This window comes from Streptacidiphilus melanogenes, from assembly GCF_000787835.1.
GTDB lineage: Bacteria > Actinomycetota > Actinomycetes > Streptomycetales > Streptomycetaceae > Streptacidiphilus > Streptacidiphilus melanogenes.
Map to the genome: position 1 here is coordinate 1 of NZ_BBPP01000038.1, position 21,809 is coordinate 21,809.

A 21,809-nucleotide genomic window follows, 5' to 3' on the forward strand; every position below is an offset into this window, starting at 1 on the left:
CCCGCCGCCGAGACGCCCGCCGCAGGCGAGGAGCACGCGCCGCGCACCCGCCGCCGCGCCGTGCGCCCGGCCACCGCCGTGTTCCAGCCGCCGGTCTTCCAGGCGCCCACCGCCGCCGAGCAGGCCGCTCCGGTCGAGCGTCGGCCCGCCGCACCCGCCGCCGCGTTCGTGGTGCCGGACGAGACCGCCGCCGAGCCGCGTGGCCGGACCCGGCGCCGCGCCGAGGCGCCCACCGCCTCGCCCGCCGTCGAGGAGACGGCGGAGGTGACCGAGGCCGTCGAGGAGACGGCCGAGGAGACCACAAGTCGTCGTCGTACCCGGCGCCGGGCCGAGGCGCCTGCCGCGCCGACCGAGCCCGCCGTGTTCGAGCAGGTCTCGACCCGCGAGCCGCTGGCCGCCGGGGCGGAGGAGCCCGAGGAGGAAGAGGACGACCAGCCCTCCTTCGGCCGTCGTCGCCGTCGCCGTGCCTCCTCGCCCGTCTTCGTCGCCGCCGACCGGACGGCCGAGGAGGCCGAGGACGAGGAGGACGAGGAGGAGCTCGAGTCCGGCGAGCGCGAGGAGCAGCACGCCGAGGAGGGCCGTCCCTCCCGCCGTCGCCGTCGTGGCGGCCGTCGCCGTCGCCGGGGCGAGGGCGAGACCGAGGAGCACGAGGCCGCCGAGGAGGGCGCCGAGGGCGAGGAGCACGAGGACGAGGAGGACGAGGGCGAGGGCGACGAGCTCGGCGAGGCCCTCTCCGCCTCCAGCCGTCGCCGTCGTCGCCGTCGCCGCCGCAGCGGGGACAGCGGTGCCGAGACCGAGCAGCAGCCGGGCGAGGGCGACCCCGAGCGCACGGTCGTGAAGGTGCGCGAGCCGCGCCGCCGGTCCGGCGAGGCGCCGTTCGACCCGGACGAGGTGCAGTCCATCAAGGGCTCCACCCGCCTGGAGGCGAAGAAGCAGCGCCGCCGCGAGGGCCGCGAGCAGGGCCGCCGCCGCGTGCCGATCATCACCGAGGCCGAGTTCCTGGCCCGCCGCGAGGCGGTCGAGCGCGTCATGGTCGTGCGCCAGTCCGGCGAGCGCACCCAGATCGGCGTGCTGGAGGACAACGTCCTCGTCGAGCACTACGTCAACAAGGAGCAGGCCACCTCCTACGTCGGCAACGTGTACCTGGGCAAGGTGCAGAACGTGCTGCCGTCGATGGAGGCCGCGTTCGTCGACATCGGCAAGGGCCGCAACGCCGTGCTCTACGCCGGTGAGGTCAACTTCTCCCAGCTCGGGCTGAAGAACGGCCCGCGCCGGATCGAGTCGGTGCTGAAGTCAGGCCAGTCCGTGCTGGTCCAGGTCTCCAAGGACCCGATCGGCCACAAGGGCGCCCGCCTGACCAGCCAGATCTCCCTGCCCGGCCGTTACCTGGTCTACGTGCCCGAGGGCTCGATGACCGGCATCAGCCGCAAGCTGCCCGACACCGAGCGCGCGCGCCTCAAGTCCATCCTGAAGAAGATCGTCCCGGACGACGCCGGCGTCATCGTGCGCACGGCGGCCGAGGGCGCCTCGGAGGACGAGCTGACCCGCGACGTCCAGCGGCTGCAGCAGCAGTGGGAGGACATCCAGAAGAAGGCGAACAGCGGCAACGCCCCGGTTCTGCTGTACGGCGAGCCGGACATGACCGTCCGCGTGGTCCGTGACATCTTCAACGAGGACTTCTCCAAGGTCATCGTCTCCGGCGAGAACGCGTGGACGACGATCCACGACTACGTCTCGTCCGTCGCGCCGGACCTGACGCCGCGTCTGCAGAAGTGGACCTCCGAGGTCGACATCTTCGCGACCTACCGGATCGACGAGCAGCTGATGAAGGCGCTGGACCGCAAGGTCTGGCTGCCCAGCGGCGGGTCGCTGGTGATCGACAAGACCGAGGCCATGGTGGTCGTCGACGTCAACACCGGCAAGTTCACCGGCCAGGGCGGCAACCTGGAGGAGACGGTCACCCGCAACAACATCGAGGCTGCGGAGGAGATCGTCCGCCAGCTTCGCCTGCGGGACCTGGGCGGCATCGTCGTCATCGACTTCATCGACATGGTGCTCGAGTCCAACCGCGACCTGGTGCTGCGCCGCCTGCTGGAGTGCCTGGGCCGGGACCGGACCAAGCACCAGGTGGCCGAGGTGACCTCGCTGGGCCTGGTGCAGATGACCCGCAAGCGGGTCGGCCAGGGTCTGCTGGAGTCCTTCTCCGAGACCTGCGTCCACTGCAACGGCCGTGGCGTCATCGTCCACATGGACCAGGCCGCGCCCGCGCCCAAGGGCTTCGCCGGCCCCAAGCCGGGTGTCGGCGGCCAGGCGCAGCACGCCGAGGAGGGCGGCTCCAAGCGCCGCCGTCGCGGCCGTGGCGGCGCCGGCGAGGCGGCCGAGGTCCACGAGCAGGAGCATGCGCACGAGGACCACGAGCACGAGGAGATCGAGGTCGTCTCCCGCGAGGCCGAGCCGGTCGTGGTCGCGGTGGCGGAGGAGTCCGGGCCGCTGACGGTCGAGGCCGTGGTCGCGACGCCGGTCGCCCCCGCCGTGGAGGCGGCCGCGCAGGCCGCGGCCGAGGAGCTGGCCGAGTCGATGGTCGAGGCCCCGGCTTCGCGCGGCCGCACCCGCCGCCGCGCGGTCCGTAAGGCCACGACGACGGTGGGCGCCGAGCCCGCAGTGGTCGTGATCCCGAGCGAGTCGGCCGTCGAGGCCGCCCCGGCCGACGTCGTGGTCGAGCCCGCCGGCGCCGAGGCCCCGATCGAGGACGTGTCGATCGAGGAGGGCGACGCCGAGGCCGCTCCGGCCGAGGCCGCCGCCGCGCCCGCCCGCAAGCGCGCCGCGCGCAAGGTGGCGGCCAAGAAGGTCGCCGCCAAGAAGACCGCCGCGAAGAAGACGGCCGCCAAGCGGACGTCGAAGAAGGCGGCCGCCTCGGAGCCGGCTCCCGAGCCCGCCTCCGAGTAACGAGTGACACCTCGGGGCCGGTGCGCATCGCGCACCGGCCCCGAGCTGCGCCGATGACACCGGCGGAGCCCCGGGGCCCGGTTTGACCCGGGCCCTGGGGCTTCCGTAGTCTTGACCCTCGGCGTGCTTTGCAATCAGCGGGTTGCGCCGGCTTCTGAGCAACTCCCTCCAGGGCGTTCTGCCTAGGAGAGGCCCCCGGATATTCGGTCCGGTGCGGCTGGCGTCAGGGGTTCCGACCGAATCGAGAAGGGTTCAACGTGTACGCGATCGTGCGTAGCGGCGGACGGCAGCACAAGGTTGCCGTCGGCGATGTTTTCGAGGCCGACAAGGTCGACGCCAAGGTTGGCGAGACCGTTGAGCTCTCGACGATCCTGGTCGTCGACGGTGACGCGATCACCAGCGACCCGTGGGTCCTGGCGGGTGTGAAGGTCCGCGCCGAGGTGGTCGACCACACCAAGGGCGAGAAGATCCGCATCCAGAAGTACAAGAACAAGACCGGCTACAAGAAGCGCATGGGTCACCGCCAGCAGCACACCGCGCTTCGCGTGACCAGCATCGACTCGGCGAAGTAAGGGGCGAGGGGAACATGGCTCACAAGAAGGGTGCGAGTTCTACTCGCAACGGTCGTGACTCGAACGCTCAGCGCCTCGGCGTGAAGCGCTTCGGCGGTCAGGTCGTCAACGCCGGCGAGATCATCGTCCGCCAGCGTGGCACCCACTTCCACCCGGGTGCGGGCGTCGGCCGTGGCGGCGACGACACGCTGTTCGCCCTGCAGGCCGGTGCGGTCGAGTTCGGCACGCGTCGTGGCCGCAAGGTCGTCAACATCGTCCCGGTCGCCTGAGCTTCTTAGGCCGACAGCAGGACACAGCAGTACCTCACTGAGGGTGGATCGGAACATTCCGGTCCACCCTTGGTGTTTGAGAACACCTGTAGAGATTCCCGCCAACCGAGAGGCGCCCGCATCATGACCACCTTCGTCGACCGCGTCGAGCTGCACGTCGCCGCGGGCAACGGGGGCCACGGCTGCGCCTCCGTGCACCGCGAGAAGTTCAAGCCGCTGGGCGGCCCGGACGGCGGCAACGGCGGCCGTGGCGGCAGCGTCACGCTCGTGGTGGACCCGCAGGTCACCACGCTGCTCGAATACCACCACAGCCCCCACCGCAAGGCCGGCAACGGCAAGCCGGGCGCGGGTGCCAACCGCACCGGCGCCGAGGGCGAGGACCTGGTCCTGCACGTTCCGGACGGCACCGTCGTCATGGACAAGCGCGGCAACGTCCTGGCCGACCTGATCGGCAACGGGACCTCCTACGTCGCCGCCGCAGGCGGCGTCGGCGGCCTCGGCAACGCGGCACTGGCCTCCGCACGCCGCAAGGCGCCGGGCTTCGCGCTGCTCGGTGAGCCGGGCGACGCGACCGACATCGTGCTGGAGCTCAAGTCCGTCGCGGACGTGGCGCTGGTCGGCTACCCGAGCGCCGGCAAGTCCTCGCTGATCTCCGTGGTCTCCGCCGCCAAGCCGAAGATCGCCGACTACCCGTTCACCACTCTGATCCCCAACCTCGGTGTGGTGACTGCCGGCTCGACCGTCTTCACGATGGCCGACGTGCCGGGTCTGATCCCGGGCGCGAGCCAGGGCCGGGGCCTGGGTCTGGAGTTCCTTCGCCACGTCGAGCGCTGCTCGGTGCTGGTGCACGTGCTCGACACCGCCACCCTGGAGTCCGACCGCGACCCGCTCTCCGACCTCGACATCATCGAGGAGGAGCTGAAGCAGTACGGCGGTCTGGAGGACCGCCCGCGCGTCGTCGTCCTCAACAAGATCGACGTCCCGGACGGCCAGGACCTGGCCGACCTCGTCCGCCCCTCCCTGGAGGAGCGCGGCTACCAGGTCTTCGAGGTCTCCGCCGTGGCCCACAAGGGCCTGCGCGAACTGACCTTCGCCCTCGCCAAGATCGTCGCCGAGGCGCGTGCCGCCAAGCCGGTCGAGGAGGCCACCCGCATCGTCATCCGCCCGAAGGCCGTGGACGACGCGGGCTTCGAGGTGGTCTACGACGAGGCCGAGGACCTCTACCGCGTCACCGGCTCCAAGCCGGAGCGTTGGGTCAAGCAGACCGACTTCAACAACGACGAGGCCGTGGGCTACCTCGCGGACCGGCTCAACCGCCTCGGCGTCGAGGAGGCCCTGGCCAAGGCCGGTGCGCGCGAGGGCGACACCGTCGTCATCGGTGCCACCGAGAACGCCGTCGTCTTCGACTGGGAGCCGTCGATGGCCGCCGGTGCGGAGATGCTCGGCCGCCGTGGCGAGGACCACCGCTTCGAGGCCCCGCGTCCGGCCGTCGACCGCCGCCGTGAGCGCGAGGCGAAGCGTGCGGACGCGGCGTCCGAGGAGTTCGCCCACTTCGACCCGCTGAGCCGCAACGCCATCGAGGCGGACGACGAGGAGTACTGATCCTCAAAGATCGTTCCGAGGGCTGAAACCGGGATGAGTCACGCCGTCCGCTTCGCGTAGATTGCACGTCGTTACAAAAAGCGCAGTACAGCTTGTGAGACTGGCATCGGACGTACGGGAGCGACGGCGTGACAGGCACCACCCTGCGGGAAGACGTGCTGCGGGCGCGACGGATCGTGGTGAAGGTGGGCTCCTCGTCGCTCACCACCGCCTCGGGCGGCCTCGACGCGGACCGGGTCGACGCCCTCGTCGACGTCCTGGCCCGCGCCCACGAGCACGGCAACCGCGAGCGCGGGTCCGCCGAGGAGCCGGTCGAGATCGTGCTGGTCTCCTCCGGCGCCATCGCCGCCGGTCTCGCCCCGCTCGGCCTGGAGAAGCGCCCCACCGACCTCGCCCGCCAGCAGGCCGCCGCGAGCGTCGGCCAGGGCCTGCTGGTGGCCCGCTACACCGCCTCCTTCGCCCGCTACGGCCTGCGCGTCGGGCAGGTCCTGCTCACCGCCGACGACGCCAGCCGCCGCGCGCACTACCGCAACGCCTACCGCACGCTGGAGCAGCTGCTGGTGATGGGCGCGGTGCCGATCGTCAACGAGAACGACACCGTGGCCACCGCGGAGATCCGCTTCGGCGACAACGACCGCCTCGCCGCGCTCGTCGCCCACCTGGTCCGCGCGGACCTGCTGGTGCTGCTGTCCGACGTGGACGGCCTCTACGACGGCGACCCGAGCAAGCCCGGCACCAGCCGGATCGCCGAGGTGCACGGCCCGGAGGACCTCGCGGGCATCGAGATCGGCAGCGCGGGGAAGGCGGGCGTCGGCACCGGCGGCATGGTCACCAAGGTCGAGGCGGCCCGGATCGCCACCGGCGCGGGCATCCCCGTCGTGCTCACCGCCGCGCGCCACGCGGCGGACGCCCTCGCGGGCCGCGACACCGGAACGATCTTCCACCGCACCGGCCGCCGGGCCGCGGACCGGTTGCTGTGGCTGGAGCACGCCAGTTCGCCCCGGGGCGCGGTCACCCTCGACGCGGGCGCCGTAGCGGCGGTCGTGGAACGGCGAACGTCCCTGCTCCCGGCCGGTGTGACGGGAGTTGAGGGTGATTTCGCTGCGGGCGATCCGGTGGACCTTCTTGACGAAAACGGCCACATCGTCGCGCGAGGACTGGTCAACTTTGATGCAAGGGAGCTTCCCCGGCTGCTCGGCCGGTCGACGCGTGACCTCGCCCGGGAGTTGGGCCCCGCGTACGAGCGGGAGGTCGTGCACCGCGACGACCTCGTCGTGCTGACCGGTTGAGAGGCGGGTGGCGGCTGCCCTTGGACCGCGGGGACGAATCGCCGACAGGAGGCCGCCGGTGGGATACAGGCGCAGTCCGGGTGCGGGGCCCGTGGGCAAGGGCAGGGTGGTGCTGACGAGCATCCCCGGCGGCGGGGAGGCGCCCGCGCCCGGCGAGGCGGTCAGGCCGGAGCCCGGCAGCGGCGAGCACACGCGCCCGAGCTCCAGCGCGGCGGAGATCGGCCAGCGGGCCCGCATATGGCACGTCGTCCTGAACGTCGCCGGCGGGGTCACCCCGCTGCCGTCCCTCAAGCAGGGCCTCGAACAGCTCGCCCATGAGCACCCGCCCTTCCTCACGGCCCGCTACGCCGCGGACCACGCGGAGATCCGCTACTGGGAACAGGCGGACACCCTCCAGGACGCGGCGGCGCTGGCGCTCCGCCTCTGGGGCGAACACCGCGTCTCGGCGGGGCTGCCGCCGTGGGAGGTCGTCGGCCTCGAGGTCGTGGACCGCCCCACTTACCACCAACGCATCGCCGAGGGCTACACGGAACCCCCCGCCTTCCTGGGCGGCGTACACCCGTACTGAGCCGAGCGCGGGGCTCCCGCAGGCAGGTGCAGCACGCGGGGGGCGCGCGGCTGTGCTGATGTGCGGCTCCGCGCGCGTGGGCGCGAGCAACCACGGGCGTGCGGATGGCGCTGCGCGTTCGGGGCTCCGCCTGCGTGGGTGGTTGCTCGCGCAGTTCCCTGCGCCCCCGAGGTGGTGCAACGCCCCCGTCCCAGTCACCGGAAACCCTCGTGGACGCCCTGGGTCAAGGCCGTACGCTGTGCGTATGAGCAGCCACTCCGTCGAGTTCCCTTCGCCCGATCTGCCGTCGCCGCTGCCGAAGTCGCCGGTGCTCCAGGCCGCGTACCGGGCCAAGGCCGCCGCGGCGGCGCTCGCGCCGATGCCGCGGACGCCGAAGGACGACGCGCTGCTCGCCATCGCCGACGCGCTGCAGGTGCGGACGCGCGAGATCGTCGAGGCGAACGCCGAGGACGTGGAGCGTGCGCGGGCGAACGGGACGGACGAGGCCGTGATCGACCGGCTGACGCTGACCCGGGAGCGCATCAACGCGATCGCGGACGACGTCCGCAGGGTCGCGGGGCTGCCCGACCCGGTCGGTGAGGTCATCCGCGGCTACACGCTGCCCAACGGCCTCGACGTCCGCCAGGTGCGGGTGCCCCTGGGGGTCGTCGGGATCATCTACGAGGCGCGTCCCAACGTCACCGTCGACGCCGCCGCACTGTGCCTGAAGTCCGGCAACGCCGCGCTCCTGCGCGGCTCCAGCTCCGCCATCGCGTCGAACCGCAAGCTCGTCGAGGTGATCCGCGACGCGGTGGGCGGCGCGGGCCTGCCCGCGGACGCGGTGCAGCTCGTGCCGGGGGAGAACCGCGAGAGCGTCCAGGAGCTGATGCGGGCGCGCGGCATGGTGGACGTGCTCATCCCGCGCGGTGGCGCGGGGCTGATCCGGACGGTCGTGGAGCAGTCGACGGTGCCGGTGATCGAGACGGGGACGGGCAACTGCCACGTGTACGTCGACGCCGAGGCGGACCTCGCCATGGCCGTGGAGATCCTGATCAACTCCAAGGCCCAGCGCGTCAGCGTCTGCAACTCCGCCGAGACGCTGCTGGTGCACAGGGACATCGCCGACGCCTTCGTGCCGCTCGCGCTCGCCGCGCTCGCGGAGGCCGGGGTGACGGTGCACGCGGACGAGCGGGTGCGGGCGATCGCGGAGCGCGAGGGCAGCAAGGCCGTCGTGGTGCCGGCGACCACGGAGGACTGGGAGACGGAGTACCTCTCCTACGACATCGCCGCCGGAGTCGTGGACTCGCTCGACGCCGCGGTGGCGCACATCCGGCTGTGGACCTCGGGGCACACGGAGGCGATCGTGACGACCTCTCAGGCCGCCGCGCGCCGCTTCACGCAGCTGGTGGACTCGACCACGGTCGCGGTCAACGCGTCCACGCGGTTCACCGACGGCGGCCAGTTCGGTTTCGGCGCGGAGATCGGCATCTCGACGCAGAAGCTGCATGCGCGCGGACCGATGGGTCTGCCGGAGCTGACGTCGACGAAGTACATCGTGACGGGCGACGGCCACATCCGCCGCTGACCACGCCTGTCCACTTCTCGGGCACGTGGGCCGACTGGACGCAAGGCGCAGACAAAGCGGGTGTGCTGCCCTAGGCTGATGCTGTGTCCGACGGCTCGGGCCCCGGCTTCGACGCTGTCGAAGGCGCGGGTGACGACGACCACGACCGACCGAACGGGGAGTTCGGGGCCGTGGTGTTCGACGAGGCCTTCGTCCGGGCGGCCTTGGTGCACGAGCCCTCGGCGCGTGAGCGCGCGCTGAGCGGGCCCGCCAGGACGCCCGTGGTCGACTACTCGGACGAGCTGGACGAGGACCCGGACGGCCTGCCGCTGGAGTTGCGGCCGCTGCCCTACGAGGCCGAGCAGGTCGGCGGCTGGCAGCGGATGGTGGCGCGGGTGATGCTCGTCGTCATAGGAGTGGTCGCGGTGCTGGCGGCCGCGGCCGCGGTCTACCGGGCGTCGGGTGGTTCCGGCGCGCCGAACACCCATCGCGGCCCTGCGCCGACGGCGCCGTCAGCTCCCGGAGGCCAGCACAGCCCGACGAGTGACGCGACGGTGCTCGCGCACAGTTGAGGCGTGGCGGGGCTCCGCGAATCGGGGAAGATGTCCCTTTTGCCACAAATGACCCGACTTTTCATCGGGTGACGAACGGTCAATCCAGCTTCCGCGGCAGAACATGCGGGGCGGGCCTGACCGCTTCGCCGCCCGGCGTTTTACCCTGGACGCATGGGTGGCCGGACAGAGCCCCCCGAGGGCGGGCCGGAGGGCGGCGCCGGGGGCGAGGACGAGTTCCGATCCGTCGTGTTCGACGAGTCGTTCATTCGGGCTGCCCGGATCCAGGAGCTGTCCGCCAGCGAGCGCCTCTCGGGTGCGCACCGCTCGGTGCGCCGCCGTGGCGGACGCGGCGGGCTGCCCCGCCAGGCGCTCGCGCTGATGCTGCTGATCGGATTCGCCTTCGCGACCGCCGTCTACATGGGCGTGCGCCACCCCTACGCCCCGCCGATCACCGGCGCGGCCGCCAATCTCAGCACCCAGATCATCCCGCTCCAGCCAGGCCCGGCCGGGATCCCGACCGACCACAACCCGGTCAACCTGCCGCCGAGTCTGATCGCCTCCGCCTCCGCGTCCGCGTCGGGGAAGGGCACCGCCGCCGGAGCGCCGTCCGGCGGCGCGTCCGGTTCGGCGTCGGGCACGCCCTCGCCGTCCGCCTCGGGAAGTTCTCCCTCCGGAAGCTCCCCCTCGGCCTCTGCCTCCGCCTCTGCCTCTGCCTCCGCGCCCGCGGTGGTCGGACACGACCCGGTCTTCTCCGGGCTGCCCGGCTCGGAGTACCTGCCGATCGGTGCGACGGGCTTCAACCTGCCCAACGCGCGGCACACCGACCACTTCACCCACGACGAGGTCTACGCGGCGCTCCAGGTGGTCCTGAACTACCTCAAGGACTCGTCCCTCGACCCCGGCGTGCTCGCCGGGGGCAACACCGACGACGTCGGCCAGTACATCTCGCCGGGCCAGACGGAACAGTTCAACGAGAGCGTGGACCACCCGACGAACGACCAGCGCCACCTGGCCACCGGCTGGATGGTGCGGTTCGACCCGGCCAAGGTGCAGCTCGCGACCCAGCAGGTGCTGGTCGCGCCCGGCAGCGTCGCCTACCACGAGCTGGACTCAGGGACGCTCGAGGTCACCAGCGACTACACCTTCGTCTACGCCCTCTCGCCGGTGAAGCCGGCCTCGGCGTCGCCCGAGGCCGACCCCTCGGCGTCGGCCTCGGGGGGCTCGTCCGCGACGACGACCGCCGAGCCGGTGGTCTACTACGCCGTCCGCCGGGCGCTGACGTACTGGCTTACCCCGGACGACATCACCGGCGGCAAGCTCCAGGTCGTCGACTCGGTGACGCAGGCCGGCGCGACCAGCTGCGACGCGGACAACAGCGCCTACCTCCAGCCGCTCTTCCCGGTCCAGCCGGCCCAGGGCCGCACGGGCGCGCAGCCCAAGGGCTCCTCGTCCGCGAAGGCCACGCCGGCCCCGCACCCGAGCGGCAGCCCGAGCAGCACGCCGGGCGCGGTCGACCCGTTCGACCACAGCCGAGCCGCCTGGACCGTCTGCGGCCAGCTCTCCTGGGTGCTGTAGCCGAGGCGGTGCTCCAGCCGGGGCGGTGGTGCTGCAGCCGAAGCGAAGGGGGCCCGCCCGGACCGTCGGTCCGGGCAGGCCCCCTTCTGCGTTCCCGCCCTGGCTAGCCCTCGGCGCCGGAGTCGTGACCGTCCTCCGGGGCGCCGCTTCCGTTGCCGTTCCCGTTCCCGCCGCTGGTGCGGCCCGCGAAGACGTCCCGCAGCTTCCCGCTCAGGTCCGCGGTGCCGCCCGCGATGTCGCGGATCAGGCCCATCAGCGGGTCCTTGGTGTCCCTGAAGCTCTGCGCGTAGGAGTCGGCGGCCGCCTTGGCCTGCTCCCGCACCGAGGCGTTGGCGTCGTCCTCGCGGCGCGGGTACGCGCCGGCCATGATCGAGCGGTACTCGTCACTCTCCGCCCACTGCTTGATCTTCGCCACCCGCACCGCGGCGAACGGGTGCGACTGCGGCAGGATCTGCAGCAGCTTTATGACCCCGTCCCGCAGGTCGCCCGCCCGGTCGTACTCCTCGGCCTGCTCCAGGAAGGCGTCGGTGTTCATCTCGTGCAGGTGGTGGCCGCCGGCCAGCTTCATCAGGCCGCGCATAGAGGCCTGCAGGTCCTGGCCGACCAGCAGACCGGCACGGTCGCAGGAGAGCTCGGCCTTGCGGAACCACTCGTTGAGCGCCGTGATCAGACCCATGATCGCCAGCCCGCCCAGCGGGATGAACGCGATCCGCTGCGCCAGGTTGGTCAGGATGATCAGCATGGTGCGGTAGACCGCGTGGCCCGACATCGCGTGCGCGACCTCGTGGCCGATGACCGCCCGTATCTCCTCCTCGTCGAGCAGCTCGACCAGCGAGGTGGTGACCACGATCACCGGGGAGTCCATGCCGATGCACATGGCGTTCGGCTTCGGGTCCTGGGTGACGTACAGCGGCGGGACCTTCTCCAGGTCCAGGATGTACGCCGCGTCGCGGACCATCTCGTTCAGCTGCGGGAACTGCCGCTCCGACGCCCGGACCGCGCTGGCCAGGAACATCAGCCGCACCGCACGCTCGGAGACGAAGCCGCCGAGCTTCTTCAGGATGTCGTCGAAACCGCTGAGCTTGCGCAGCGCCACCAGCGCCGAGCGGTCGGCCGGGTGCTCCCAGGCCCTCGTGGAGATGCCGGGGAACCGCTTGCGCGTCCGGCTGGGAACGTTGGTGCTGTCGCCCTGCTGCGTCATCTGCTGCATCCTCCCGAACGACGGCGGACCCGGCCTGTCGCCGGCCCCCGCCGTCCTGTGGACTCTCGAAACCGCTACGGAATCTCTGTCTGCGTCCTACCGCGTCACGCTACTGCTCGTCCCCTCCCCGGGGAGACGTTCCGGGGCGGTGTCGGGTTCCCGCAAGGGCAGGACTAGGCTCGGATGGCGCCACCTCTCCGTTCGAAGGACACCCCATGCACACCAACGAGACGCTGATCCAGCTCGCGGCCATCTCCAACGGCAGCGGTCCGGGCATGTTTCTGCGCTGGATCGTCATCGCCGCGATCGTCGGAGTGGTGCTCATGGCGTGGTTGCTGCTGCGTGGCTACCGCGACTGAGCCGAGTGCGTAGCATGAGCTCCACCTGCCCCACCTGCCACCGAGTCAGAAAGTCTCTCCTCAGATGACCTCTCACGTCGCTGCTGCCGCCCAGCTCGCCGAGGGCAACGGCCTGCACAACAGTCTCCAGCCGTGGCTCACCGGTGGTGGCGCCCTGCTCATCCTGCTGCTGCTCCTGGTCGTCACCGTCAGCTTCAACAAGGACCGCTGAGAAGCACCGCCGAGTCTTCACCGCGTCGAGCGCCCGGGGCCACGGACCGTACGGCCGTGGCCCGGCCGGATCGCGTAGGGTGACCCGCTATGAGAGAGCATGCCGAGGCGCCGGCGGGTGTCGAGCCGCAGAAGAAGCGGCTCGGCGTCATGGGCGGCACCTTCGACCCGATCCACCACGGCCACCTGGTCGCGGCCAGCGAGGTCGCCAGCCTCTTCCACCTCGACGAGGTGGTCTTCGTGCCCACCGGCGAGCCGTGGCAGAAGACCGGACGGGTCGTCTCTCCCGCTGAGGACCGCTATCTGATGACGGTCATCGCGACGGCCGAGAACCCGCAGTTCTCGGTCAGCCGCATCGACATCGACCGCGAGGGTGCGACCTACACCATCGACACCCTGCGTGATCTCCAGGCGCTGCACCCGGACGCCGACCTGTTCTTCATCACCGGCGCCGACGCGCTCGAGCAGATCTTCTCCTGGCGCAAGGCCCAGGAGCTCTTCGACCTCGCCCACTTCATCGGTGTGACCCGGCCGGGCCACACGCTGACGGACCCGGGGCTGCCGGACGGCCGAGCGACCCTCGTGGAGGTGCCGGCGCTGGCCATCTCCTCCACCGACTGCCGCGAGCGGGTCTCCCGGGGCGAACCTGTCTGGTACCTGGTCCCGGACGGCGTGGTGCGCTACATCGACAAGCGCCGCCTGTACGTGCCCGAGGTGGTCGCCGGGACGGACGACGGCACAGGGATAGGGACGGCGTGAGCGGAACCGCAGACCGCAGGGGACCCGGCGGATACGAGCAGGCCTACCAGGACCCCTACACGGGCGAGTGGGTCTTCCCGTCGCGGCAGCAGCCGCAGACCCCGCAGGAACAGCAGCAGGCCCCGCAGCAGCCCTACGGGCAGGGCCAGGGCTACCAACAGCAACAGCCGTACGAGCAGCCGTACGAGGCCCAGCAGGCCCAGCAGCAGCCGCATCAGACGCAAGCGCAGCCCTATGGCGGGTACCAGCAGGAGTACGACCCCTACGCCGCGTCGTACGACCCTTACGCCGGGTACCAGCAGCAGCCGCAGGACCCGTACTACGGGCAGCAGGGCTACCAGCAGCAGAACGGCTACCAGCAGGAGCAGCCGACGGCGTACCAGCAGCCGGCGCACCCGCAGCAGCAGGCTCCCCAGCAGGTCCCGCAGCAGGCTCCGCAGCAGTCGTTCTCGGCCGCGTACCAGCAGCCGTATCAGGAGCAGCCCCCCGCCGCCGAGTCCGAGCCGCCCGCGCAGGCCGCGCCGCCCCGGCAGCGCCCGCCGCGTCAGGAGACGCCCACGGCGCGACCCGAGACCGTGAAGGGCGCGGGGCCGAGCGTCGCGCCCGGCGCCAACTCCCATTACAACTCGGAGGAGTTCGAGTTCGTCGACGACGCCGAGGAGTCCACCGACGTCATCGACTGGGTCAAGTTCTCCGAGACCCGCGGGGAGCGCCGTGACGAGCGGCGTCGCAAGCTGCGCAGCCGGGCCGTCGCGGTGGTGGCCGCCCTGGTGCTGGTGGCCGGCGGCGGGGTCGGCTACCTCTTCGCCACCGGCAAGATCGGCTCCGGCGCGTCGGCCGCCGTTCCGGCCGCGAACAAGCGCGAGGTCGTCGCGGTCCATCTGCACGACCTGAACAAGAACGTCTACAGCGCGCTGCTGATCTCCGAGCCCTCGCCCGCCAAGGGCGTCACCCTGCTGCTTCCCGGCACGCTCGGCGTCCCCCAGGACGCCGGCAACGGGCTGCTGGCGCTGAACTCCGCGGTCGACTCCATGGGCGCCTACGGCACCCGGACCGGCATCAACAACCTGCTCGGCACGGACATCTCCGCCACCTGGAACATCCAGACCCCGTTCCTGCAGAACCTGGTCGACATCCTGGGCGGCGTGAACATCAAGTCCGACGTCGCGGTCAGTCTGAACGGCAAGCAGGTGATCAGCCCCGGGCAGAACACCGCCGTCAACGGCGCGGCGGCCATGGCCTTCGCGACCTACAAGGCCAAGGGCGAGAGCGACCAGGCCCAGCTCGACCGCTTCGGCGTGATGCTGCAGGCGCTGATCACCGCCATGCCGACGGACCCGACCGCCGCCGCCTCGAACATCACGCACATGGGTGCCGTCGAGGACCCCTCGCTCAGCGACAACGCCCTCGGCGCGCTGCTGGCCAAGCTCTCCACCGACGCCCGCGGCGGGGCGTACTCGACCGAGACGCTCCCGGTGCTCGGCAACGGCACGCTCGGCACCGGCGCCGGCACGATGGTCAGCGGGCTGCTCGCGGGCAAGGTCAGCAGTGAGAGCGGTCAGACGGCGCCCCGCGTCCAGGTGATCGACGCCAGCGGCAACGCGAAGGCGGCCCAGTACGCGCAGGCCGCGATCACCAACTCGGGCGACGTGGTGCTGCCCGGCACCAGCACCGCGGCGACCCGCGGCACCTCCGTCGTCGAGTACGGCGACGACACCCGCCTCGCCGACGCCAAGGCCCTCGCCGCCACGCTGGGCCTGCCGGCCTCGGTCGTGAAAAAAGTCACCTCCCCGCTCTCGGTGGACCTCGTGGTGGAGCTCGGCCGGGACTACAAGGCCGCCGCCTGAGGTCGGCCGAGGTCCGGGCGGTGTGACGGGACGAGGTCGCGGAGGGTCGCGCGGGGCCTCAGCAGAGCCGCGAGAGAAAGGCTTTCGCGGCCTGTCTGCGGTTCGTGAGATCCTGGATGCATCTGCCCCCTGACGGAAAGCATGCTGTGACCGCAACCGACCGGGCCCTCGAACTCGTCTCAACGGCCGCCCAGGCCGCCGCGGACAAGCTGGCCCACAACATCATCGCCTTCGACGTCAGCGAGGTCCTGGCCATCACCGACGCCTTCGTGCTCGCCTCCGCGCCGAACGACCGCCAGGTCAAGGCCATCGCGGACGAGGTAGAGGAGCGTCTCGCCAAGGAGTGCGGCGTCAAGCCCGTCCGCCGTGAGGGCGAGCGTGAAGGCCGCTGGATCCTGCTCGACTACCTGGACATGGTCGTCCACGTCCAGCACTCCGAGGAGCGCGCCTACTACAGCCTGGAGCGGCTGTGGAAGGACTGCCCCGAGATCGAGCTGCCGGAGGACGCCAAGGCCAGCCGCAAGCGCGCCGAGGAGGCCGCCGAGGCCGACGGCGAGCCCGTGGCCCAGCCGGCCGAGTTCGCCCACGTGGAGGCGGTCCTGGCCGCCGAGGCAGCGAAGGCCCGGCGCTGAGCGGCCGGGCCGGCGGACGCCGTGTCGTCTTCTGGCGGCACGGCCAGACGTCGTGGAATCTCGAGGGCCGTTTCCAGGGCAGCACGGACATCCCGCTGACCGAGACGGGCCTGGCTCAGGCGCGCCGCGCGGCGCGCCTGCTGGCGGCGCTGAAGCCGCACGCGATCGTCTCCTCGGACCTGCAGCGCGCCACGGCCACGGCCCAGCAGCTCGCCGAGGTCACCGGCCTGCCGGTCAAGTACGACCCCGGCCTGCGGGAGACCTACGCCGGCAGTTGGCAGGGCCTGACCAACGCCGAGATCCAAGCCAAGTACGGCGAGGAGTACCGGCTGTGGAAGATGGGCGAGCCGGTCCGCCGCGGCGGCGGCGAGCTGCACACGGAGGTGGCCGACCGGGCCGTCCCCGTGGTCCTCGACGCCGTGGAGAGCCTGCCGGACGAGGGCACCCTCGTCGTGGTGAGCCACGGCGGCACGATCCGCATGGCCGTCGGCCGGATGCTGGAGCTGCCCGAGCACAGCTGGGAGGCGCTCGGCGGCCTGTCCAACTGCTGCTGGTCGGTGCTGGGCCGCGGCTACCGCGGCTGGCGCCTCGAGGAGCACAACGCGGGCACGCTGCCGGAGCCCGTCATGGGCGACGACACCTGACGGACCTGGGGTGCGGTGGGGCCGGATTTCGCAGTTCGGCCCCACAACCGCTAGAGTCTTCTTCGTTCGCGGGACGCGGAAGCGGCCGGGAACGAAGCAGGGCAAGGGGCTGTAGCTCAGTTGGTAGAGCGCTTGCATGGCATGCAAGAGGTCCGGGGTTCAATTCCCCGTAGCTCCACGCAGGACAACTGGATATCTGGACACATCGCGGGGCTGTAGCTCAGTTGGTAGAGCGCTTGCATGGCATGCAAGAGGTCCGGGGTTCAATTCCCCGTAGCTCCACAATCAGGACCCCCGGCTCCGGCCGGGGGTCCTTGCGTTTCCGCGGCGGTCAGTGGGTGTGGTCCACGACCGCCAGACCCGGGTTGGCCTGGAGGAACGCGATCCGCTCGCGGGTCTCGTCGTCGTTCGGGGTGTAGACGACCATGCGGGCCGTGGGCATGCCCAGCACCTGCAGGTTCGTGGCCGTCATCCGCAGCTCGCCGACCGAGCCGTGCCGGAACACCTTCAGCCGCGAGGAGTGCAGCGCCACGTCCTGCTGCGCCCAGAGCCGGGCGAAGTCCTCGCTGGCCTCGACGAGGTCCGCGATGAACCTCTCCCACTCGGGCTCGCCGAGGTGCTCGGCGTAGTTGGAACGCAGCACCGCGACCATGCGCGGCAGCTCCTCGTCCCGGTTGACGAAGGCGCTGCAGCAGTCCGGCACCACGGCCGCCGCCCACAAGGAGTTGTTCCGGTAGGTGTCCGTCAGCGTTGCGCCCGGGAAGATCGTCTCGTAGGCGGCGTTCCAGCGCAGGATGTCGTAGCGGGCGCTGCTGATCGCCGCTGGCAGCGGGTCCAGCGCGTCCAGGATGGCCTGCACCTGCGGCTGCGTGGCGCACTCCAGCGAATCCGGAACGGCGGGCCGCAGCCCGGCCAGGCGCAGCAGGTGGGCCTGCTCCGCGATGTCGAGCAGGAGCGTGCGGGCTATCGACTGGAGCACCTGCTCGCTGGCGTTGATCGGACGGCCCTGTTCGAGCCAGGTGTACCAGGTGACCCCGACACCGGCGAGCTGCGCCACCTCCTCACGTCGCAGGCCCGGTGTGCGGCGCCGCAGGCCGGGCGCGAGACCCACCTGCTCGGGAGTGACCCGTGCGCGGCGGGTCTTGAGGAACTCGGCGAGCTGCCCACGGCGGTCGAGCGTGACGGTCGTCATGCCCCCATCGTGCCGGACGGGTCCGACAACTCCGGGGCCCGCCTGGTACCCCCGGTACCAGCATCGCCGGGCTCTCTCCACGGTGCTTCCGCAGCCGGGAGGGTTGACCCATGACGACCTCTCAGCACGAGCGCGTCGCGGACCGGACCGGCCGGGCCGTCGCCGAGCGCGCACCCCGCTCCGCCACCCCGCTCCCCGTCACCCCGGTTCCCGTCACCCCGCTCCCGGCCGCCCGCTCCGCCCGCTCGGCTGCGACCAGACCGGGCCTGCTGCTCGGCCTGGTGCTCACCGGCCAGTTCATGGCCCTGCTCGACGTCACCGTCGTCAACGTCGCCGTCCCCAGCATCCGGCTCGACCTGCACGCCTCCGGGGCCGGGCTGCAACTGGTCATCGCCGGCTACGGCATCGCCTACGCGGTGCTGCTGATCACCGGCGCGCGGCTGGGCGAGCGGCACGGCTTCACCCGCCTCTTCCTGGCCGGTCTGGCCCTGTTCACCGCCGCCTCGCTGGCCTGCGGCCTGGCCCCGACGGTCGGCGTGCTGATCGGCTTCCGGCTGGTCCAGGGCGTCGGCTCGGCGCTGATGGTGCCGCAGGTGATGAGCCTGATCCAGCGCACCTTCACCGGCCCGGCCCGGGTGCGCGCGCTCGGCGTCTACTCGGCGGTGCTGGCGGTCGGCGGCGTCACCGGTCAGGTCGTGGGCGGCACCCTGGTCAGCGCCGACCTGTTCGGCTGGGGCTGGCGCCCGGTGTTCCTGGTCAACGTGCCGATCGGGCTGGCGCTGCTGCTCGTCGGAGGAAGGCTGCTGCCGTCCGTCGCGGGGGAGCGGACGCGGCAGCTCGATCTCACGGGCCTGGTGCTGCTGGCGCTGGCCATCGGCGCCCTGGTGACTCCGCTCGTGCTCGGCCACGACGAGGGATGGCCGGCCTGGTGCTGGGCGCTGCTCGCAGCCGGGGTGGTGCTGTTCGCGGCCTTCGTGCTGGTCGAGCGGGCCCTCGCCGCCAAGGGCGGTCACCCTCTCATCCACGGGCGGGTGCTGCGGGCGCCGGGCCTGGCCCCGGCCGCCGGGGCGATCTTCCTGGTGATGACCGGCGTCGCGGGCTTCTCGTTCGCCTTCGCCCTGCACCTCCAGGCCGGTCTCGGCGCGAGCGCGCTGCGGAGCGGCCTGACCGTCGCCCCGACGATGCTGGGCTTCGGTGTGGCCGGTCTGTGGTGGCGACGCCTCCCGCAGCGCCTGCACGGGTCACTCCCGCTGCTCGCCCTCGTGGTGGGAGCGGCCGCCTTCGCGGTGGTCGGCCTGCTGGCCCGCGACGGGCACGCCGTCTCCTGGACGCAGCGCGCCGCGCTGCTGGTCGTCGGTGTCGCGGGCGGCTGCGCCTACAGCCCCTTGTTCGCCCGCGCGCTGGGGAGCGTCGCAGCGGAGCACGCGGCGGACGCCAGCGGCGTCATGGTGACCGTCCTCCAGCTGGGCCAGGTGGTCGGCGTGGCCGCGCTCGGCACGCTCTTCCTGTCCCGCGTCCGGTACCCGGCGGCGGGGCCGGCCGCCTCCGGCACGGCGCTGGCGGTGACGCTCGGCGTGGTGGCCCTGCTGATGCTGGGCGCGGCCGCGCTGGTCAGGGCGGTGCGCGGGGCCCGGGGGTGAGCGAAACGGATTGGTCGACGCCCTCGGGGAACGTGTACAGTTAGGCACGTCGCCGCGAGGCGCACGGGGCTATAGCTCAGTTGGTAGAGCGCTTGCATGGCATGCAAGAGGTCTGGGGTTCAATTCCCCATAGCTCCACAGCAGGCTTCGAGGGCCGGTGTCCGGAAACGGGCATCGGCCCTCCGGCGTTCCCCGGGGCGACCACGCCGGGATGATCACGTCCGACCGCGACAACAACCCGATCTGATGAATAATCAGCAGATCATCGGAGCGATCGGCTGCACTCCTGCTCCGAGGCCCCTCACGCTGCGCATCCTCCCCTCGATCGCGTCCCGACACGGCGCGCAGACGAGAGAGGTGTTGCTTCCATGCGTCCCACCCGGAGGCTCCTGGCCCTGACCGCGGCTCTGCTCTGCGCCGGGCTCACGGCGGCGGCCGCGCTCCCCGGCGGCGCCGTCGCCGCCGACCGCGCCCGCCCGGACCGTGTCCCGCTGCCCGGCACCGCTCCCGTCTGGACGGCCGCCGAGGCCGTCGACCAGGGTGTCGTGCCCGGCGCCTCCAGGGTCGTCGCCCGGGTCTACCTCGCCGGCCGCGCCCGCCACACGCTCGCCGCCGAGGCCATGGCCGTCTCCGATCCCCGATCCGGCCGGTACCGCCACTTTCTGACACCCGCCCAGATCCGCGCGCGGTTCGACCCGTCCCCGGCGCAGGTCGCGGCGGTCACGGCCTGGCTGACCGGCGCCGGGTTCCGGGTCACCGGGAGCAACGCCCACTACCTCGTGGTCCAGGGCGACGCCTCCGCCGCGACCCGTGCCTTCGGCGCGCACCTGCACGCGTACCGCAAGAACGGTCACGTCTACACCGCGCCCGACGGACTCACCAGCGTCCCCGCAGCGGTCGCCGACGACGTGCTCTCCGTGACCGGCCTCGACTCCTCCCCGCACCAGGCCCACCACGGCCGCCGCGACGTCCTGCCCGGCCCGGCCGCCGCCTTCGTCAACGCCCCGCCGACGTCGGACTACTACGGCCAGCAGCCCGCCAGCACCCTGCCCAAGGCCTACGGGCAGGTGATGCCGTACGTGGTCAAGGGGTACACCGGCACACAGCTGCGCTCCGCCTACGGCGCCGCGGCCACCGGCCTGACCGGCGCGGGCGCGAGGATCGCCGTCGTCGACGCCTACGACTCGCCGACCCTCGAAGGCGACCTGACCCGGTACGCCTCCGCGCACGGCGACGCTCCCTACGCGGCGGGCCAGCTCACCCGCGTCGACGCCCCGGTGTGGACGCACACCGAGAACCCCTCCGTCACCGCCCCCGACGGCTGCGGCGCCAGCGGCTGGTACGGCGAGCAGACACTCGACCTGGAGGCCGCCCACGCGATGGCCCCGGCCGCGACGCTCACCTATGTCGGCGCGGCGTCCTGCGGCGACACCGACCTGATCGACGCGCTCAACAAGATCAACGACGGTCACCTCGCCGACATCGTCAGTAACAGCTGGGGCGAGCCGGAGCTCGCCAGCGACCCCGCGATGGATCCCGTCTACGACAAGATCTTCACCACCGGCGCGCTCGAGGGCATCGGCTACTACTTCTCCAGCGGGGACGGCGGCGACGAGAAGGCCGCGACCGGCTCGAAGCAGACCGACATGCCCGCCTCCAACCCGTGGGTGACCGCGGTCGGCGGCACGTCCCTCGGCATCGGCGCCGACGGCCAGTACCTCTTCGAGACCGGCTGGGGCACGGACAAGGCGCCGCTCGCGTCCTCCGGCACCGCCTGGACCTCCCTGCCCGGCGCGTTCCTCGCGGGCGCGGGCGGCGGCACGAGTTCGCGCGTCGCCCAGCCGAGCTACCAGGCCCCGGTCGTCCCGGGCACGCTGGCGGACTTCTCGGGCGCGAAGCACCGGGTCGTCCCGGACATCGCGGCCGTCGCCGACTCCAGCACCGGCTTCCTCGTCGGTCAGACCCAGTCCTTCCCCAACGGCACGACGGCGTACAGCGAGTACCGCGTCGGCGGCACGAGCCTCGCGGCCCCGGTGATCGCCGGCATCCAGGCCCTCGCCCAGCAGGCGGCCGGCGGCCCGCTCGGTTTCGCCGACCCGGCGATCTACGACCGGTACGGCACGCAGGCGCTCCACGACGTCACGGATCACCCGTACGGCAGCAGCGTGCAGCTGGCGGAGGTGCGCGTGGACTACACCAACAACGTGGACGCCACCAGCGGCACGGTGACGACCCTGCGCACCCTCGGCGAGGACTCCTCCCTCCAGGCGACGCAGGGCTACGACGACGTCACGGGCGTCGGCTCGCCCTCGGCGGGCTACATCACGTCGTACAAGCCGAACGGCGGCGCGCGATGACGGCCCGCTAGGGCCGTCAGGGGCGCTGGGCTCTGCTGACTTGGTGGCTT

General features: G+C 72.0%; 19 protein-coding genes and 3 tRNA genes. 20 read left to right on the forward strand and 2 right to left on the reverse strand.

The window, feature by feature from the left end; all coding sequences use genetic code 11:
* The 9 genes from TR49_RS30145 to TR49_RS46825 form a co-directional block, all read left to right on the forward strand.
* Nucleotides 1-2,946: Rne/Rng family ribonuclease (locus tag TR49_RS30145; protein WP_042387199.1), on the forward strand; the 2,946-nt coding region annotated here is incomplete at its 5' end.
* Between the two features lie 257 nt (nt 2,947-3,203).
* Nucleotides 3,204-3,518: a 50S ribosomal protein L21 gene (rplU, locus tag TR49_RS30150; protein WP_042387200.1), complete on the forward strand. Its 315-nt coding sequence runs from the start codon at nt 3,204-3,206 to the stop codon at nt 3,516-3,518.
* 14 nt (nt 3,519-3,532) lie between these two features.
* Nucleotides 3,533-3,787, forward strand: coding sequence for a 50S ribosomal protein L27 (rpmA, locus tag TR49_RS30155; RefSeq protein WP_042367989.1), 255 nt, complete (start codon nt 3,533-3,535; stop codon nt 3,785-3,787).
* A 123-nt stretch (nt 3,788-3,910) separates the two neighbouring features.
* Nucleotides 3,911-5,389 (forward strand): GTPase ObgE, encoded by a 1,479-nt coding sequence (gene obgE, locus TR49_RS30160; protein ID WP_042387201.1) that lies wholly within the window; start codon nt 3,911-3,913, stop codon nt 5,387-5,389.
* Between the two features lie 155 nt (nt 5,390-5,544).
* Nucleotides 5,545-6,678: a glutamate 5-kinase gene (gene proB / locus TR49_RS30165; protein WP_042387264.1), complete on the forward strand. Its 1,134-nt coding sequence runs from the start codon at nt 5,545-5,547 to the stop codon at nt 6,676-6,678.
* A gap of 91 nt (nt 6,679-6,769) precedes the next feature.
* The gene (locus tag TR49_RS30170) at nt 6,770-7,246 is read left to right on the forward strand and encodes a DUF8830 family protein (RefSeq protein ID WP_236653589.1); all 477 of its coding nucleotides are present in this window, start codon (nt 6,770-6,772) and stop codon (nt 7,244-7,246) included.
* 244 nt (nt 7,247-7,490) lie between these two features.
* Nucleotides 7,491-8,810, forward strand: coding sequence for a glutamate-5-semialdehyde dehydrogenase (locus TR49_RS30175; RefSeq protein ID WP_042387203.1), 1,320 nt, complete (start codon nt 7,491-7,493; stop codon nt 8,808-8,810).
* A gap of 83 nt (nt 8,811-8,893) precedes the next feature.
* A complete protein-coding gene (locus tag TR49_RS30180) occupies nt 8,894-9,361 on the forward strand; it encodes an SCO2583/SCO2584 N-terminal domain-containing protein (RefSeq protein ID WP_042387204.1) in 468 nt (155 codons plus the stop codon).
* Between the two features lie 153 nt (nt 9,362-9,514).
* The gene (locus TR49_RS46825; RefSeq protein WP_042387205.1) at nt 9,515-10,918 is read left to right on the forward strand and encodes an SCO2583 family membrane protein; all 1,404 of its coding nucleotides are present in this window, start codon (nt 9,515-9,517) and stop codon (nt 10,916-10,918) included.
* A gap of 103 nt (nt 10,919-11,021) precedes the next feature.
* Here the strand turns inward: TR49_RS46825 and TR49_RS30190 are convergent, their stop codons facing one another.
* Nucleotides 11,022-12,119 carry a M48 family metallopeptidase gene (locus tag TR49_RS30190; protein ID WP_042387206.1) on the reverse strand — a complete coding sequence of 366 codons (1,098 nt, stop codon included), beginning with the start codon at nt 12,117-12,119 and terminating at the stop codon, nt 11,022-11,024.
* Between the two features lie 215 nt (nt 12,120-12,334).
* Here TR49_RS30190 and TR49_RS44615 point away from each other — a divergent pair, with 215 nt between their 5' ends.
* The 8 genes from TR49_RS44615 to TR49_RS30220 all read left to right on the forward strand — a co-directional run bounded on the left by TR49_RS44615 (nt 12,335) and on the right by TR49_RS30220 (nt 16,852).
* Nucleotides 12,335-12,478: a hypothetical protein gene (locus TR49_RS44615; protein ID WP_162837957.1), complete on the forward strand. Its 144-nt coding sequence runs from the start codon at nt 12,335-12,337 to the stop codon at nt 12,476-12,478.
* Nucleotides 12,479-12,542: 64 nt separating this feature from the next.
* The gene (locus tag TR49_RS44620) at nt 12,543-12,689 is read left to right on the forward strand and encodes a hypothetical protein (RefSeq protein WP_169790009.1); all 147 of its coding nucleotides are present in this window, start codon (nt 12,543-12,545) and stop codon (nt 12,687-12,689) included.
* A gap of 89 nt (nt 12,690-12,778) precedes the next feature.
* Nucleotides 12,779-13,447: a nicotinate-nucleotide adenylyltransferase gene (gene nadD / locus TR49_RS30195; RefSeq protein ID WP_042387207.1), complete on the forward strand. Its 669-nt coding sequence runs from the start codon at nt 12,779-12,781 to the stop codon at nt 13,445-13,447.
* A complete protein-coding gene (locus TR49_RS30200) occupies nt 13,444-15,294 on the forward strand; it encodes an LCP family protein (RefSeq protein WP_052434760.1) in 1,851 nt (616 codons plus the stop codon). Before nadD ends, TR49_RS30200 begins: the two co-directional genes overlap by 4 nt.
* Nucleotides 15,295-15,440: 146 nt before the next feature.
* A complete protein-coding gene (gene rsfS / locus TR49_RS30205; RefSeq protein ID WP_084725600.1) occupies nt 15,441-15,926 on the forward strand; it encodes a ribosome silencing factor in 486 nt (161 codons plus the stop codon).
* Nucleotides 15,923-16,570: a histidine phosphatase family protein gene (locus tag TR49_RS30210; RefSeq protein WP_042387268.1), complete on the forward strand. Its 648-nt coding sequence runs from the start codon at nt 15,923-15,925 to the stop codon at nt 16,568-16,570. Before rsfS ends, TR49_RS30210 begins: the two co-directional genes overlap by 4 nt.
* 105 nt (nt 16,571-16,675) lie before the next feature.
* Nucleotides 16,676-16,748: transfer RNA gene (locus tag TR49_RS30215), tRNA-Ala, on the forward strand.
* A gap of 31 nt (nt 16,749-16,779) precedes the next feature.
* A tRNA-Ala gene (locus TR49_RS30220) sits at nt 16,780-16,852 on the forward strand.
* 49 nt (nt 16,853-16,901) lie between these two features.
* Here TR49_RS30220 and TR49_RS30225 read toward each other — a convergent pair.
* Nucleotides 16,902-17,762, reverse strand: a complete 861-nt coding sequence (locus tag TR49_RS30225; RefSeq protein WP_042387208.1) for a helix-turn-helix transcriptional regulator — start codon at nt 17,760-17,762, stop codon at nt 16,902-16,904.
* A gap of 110 nt (nt 17,763-17,872) precedes the next feature.
* On the opposite strand from TR49_RS30225, the gene TR49_RS30230 reads away from it, so the two are divergent.
* From TR49_RS30230 to TR49_RS30240, 3 genes are all read left to right on the forward strand, one after another.
* Complete coding sequence (locus tag TR49_RS30230; protein WP_201776247.1) at nt 17,873-19,402, forward strand: MFS transporter; 1,530 nt, start codon at nt 17,873-17,875, stop codon at nt 19,400-19,402.
* A 65-nt stretch (nt 19,403-19,467) separates the two neighbouring features.
* Nucleotides 19,468-19,540 (forward strand) — tRNA-Ala (locus TR49_RS30235).
* Between the two features lie 230 nt (nt 19,541-19,770).
* On the forward strand, nt 19,771-21,759 hold the full coding sequence (locus tag TR49_RS30240) for a S53 family peptidase (RefSeq protein WP_042387211.1): 1,989 nt from the start codon (nt 19,771-19,773) through the stop codon (nt 21,757-21,759).
* The last annotated feature ends 50 nt before the right edge of the window (nt 21,760-21,809 follow it).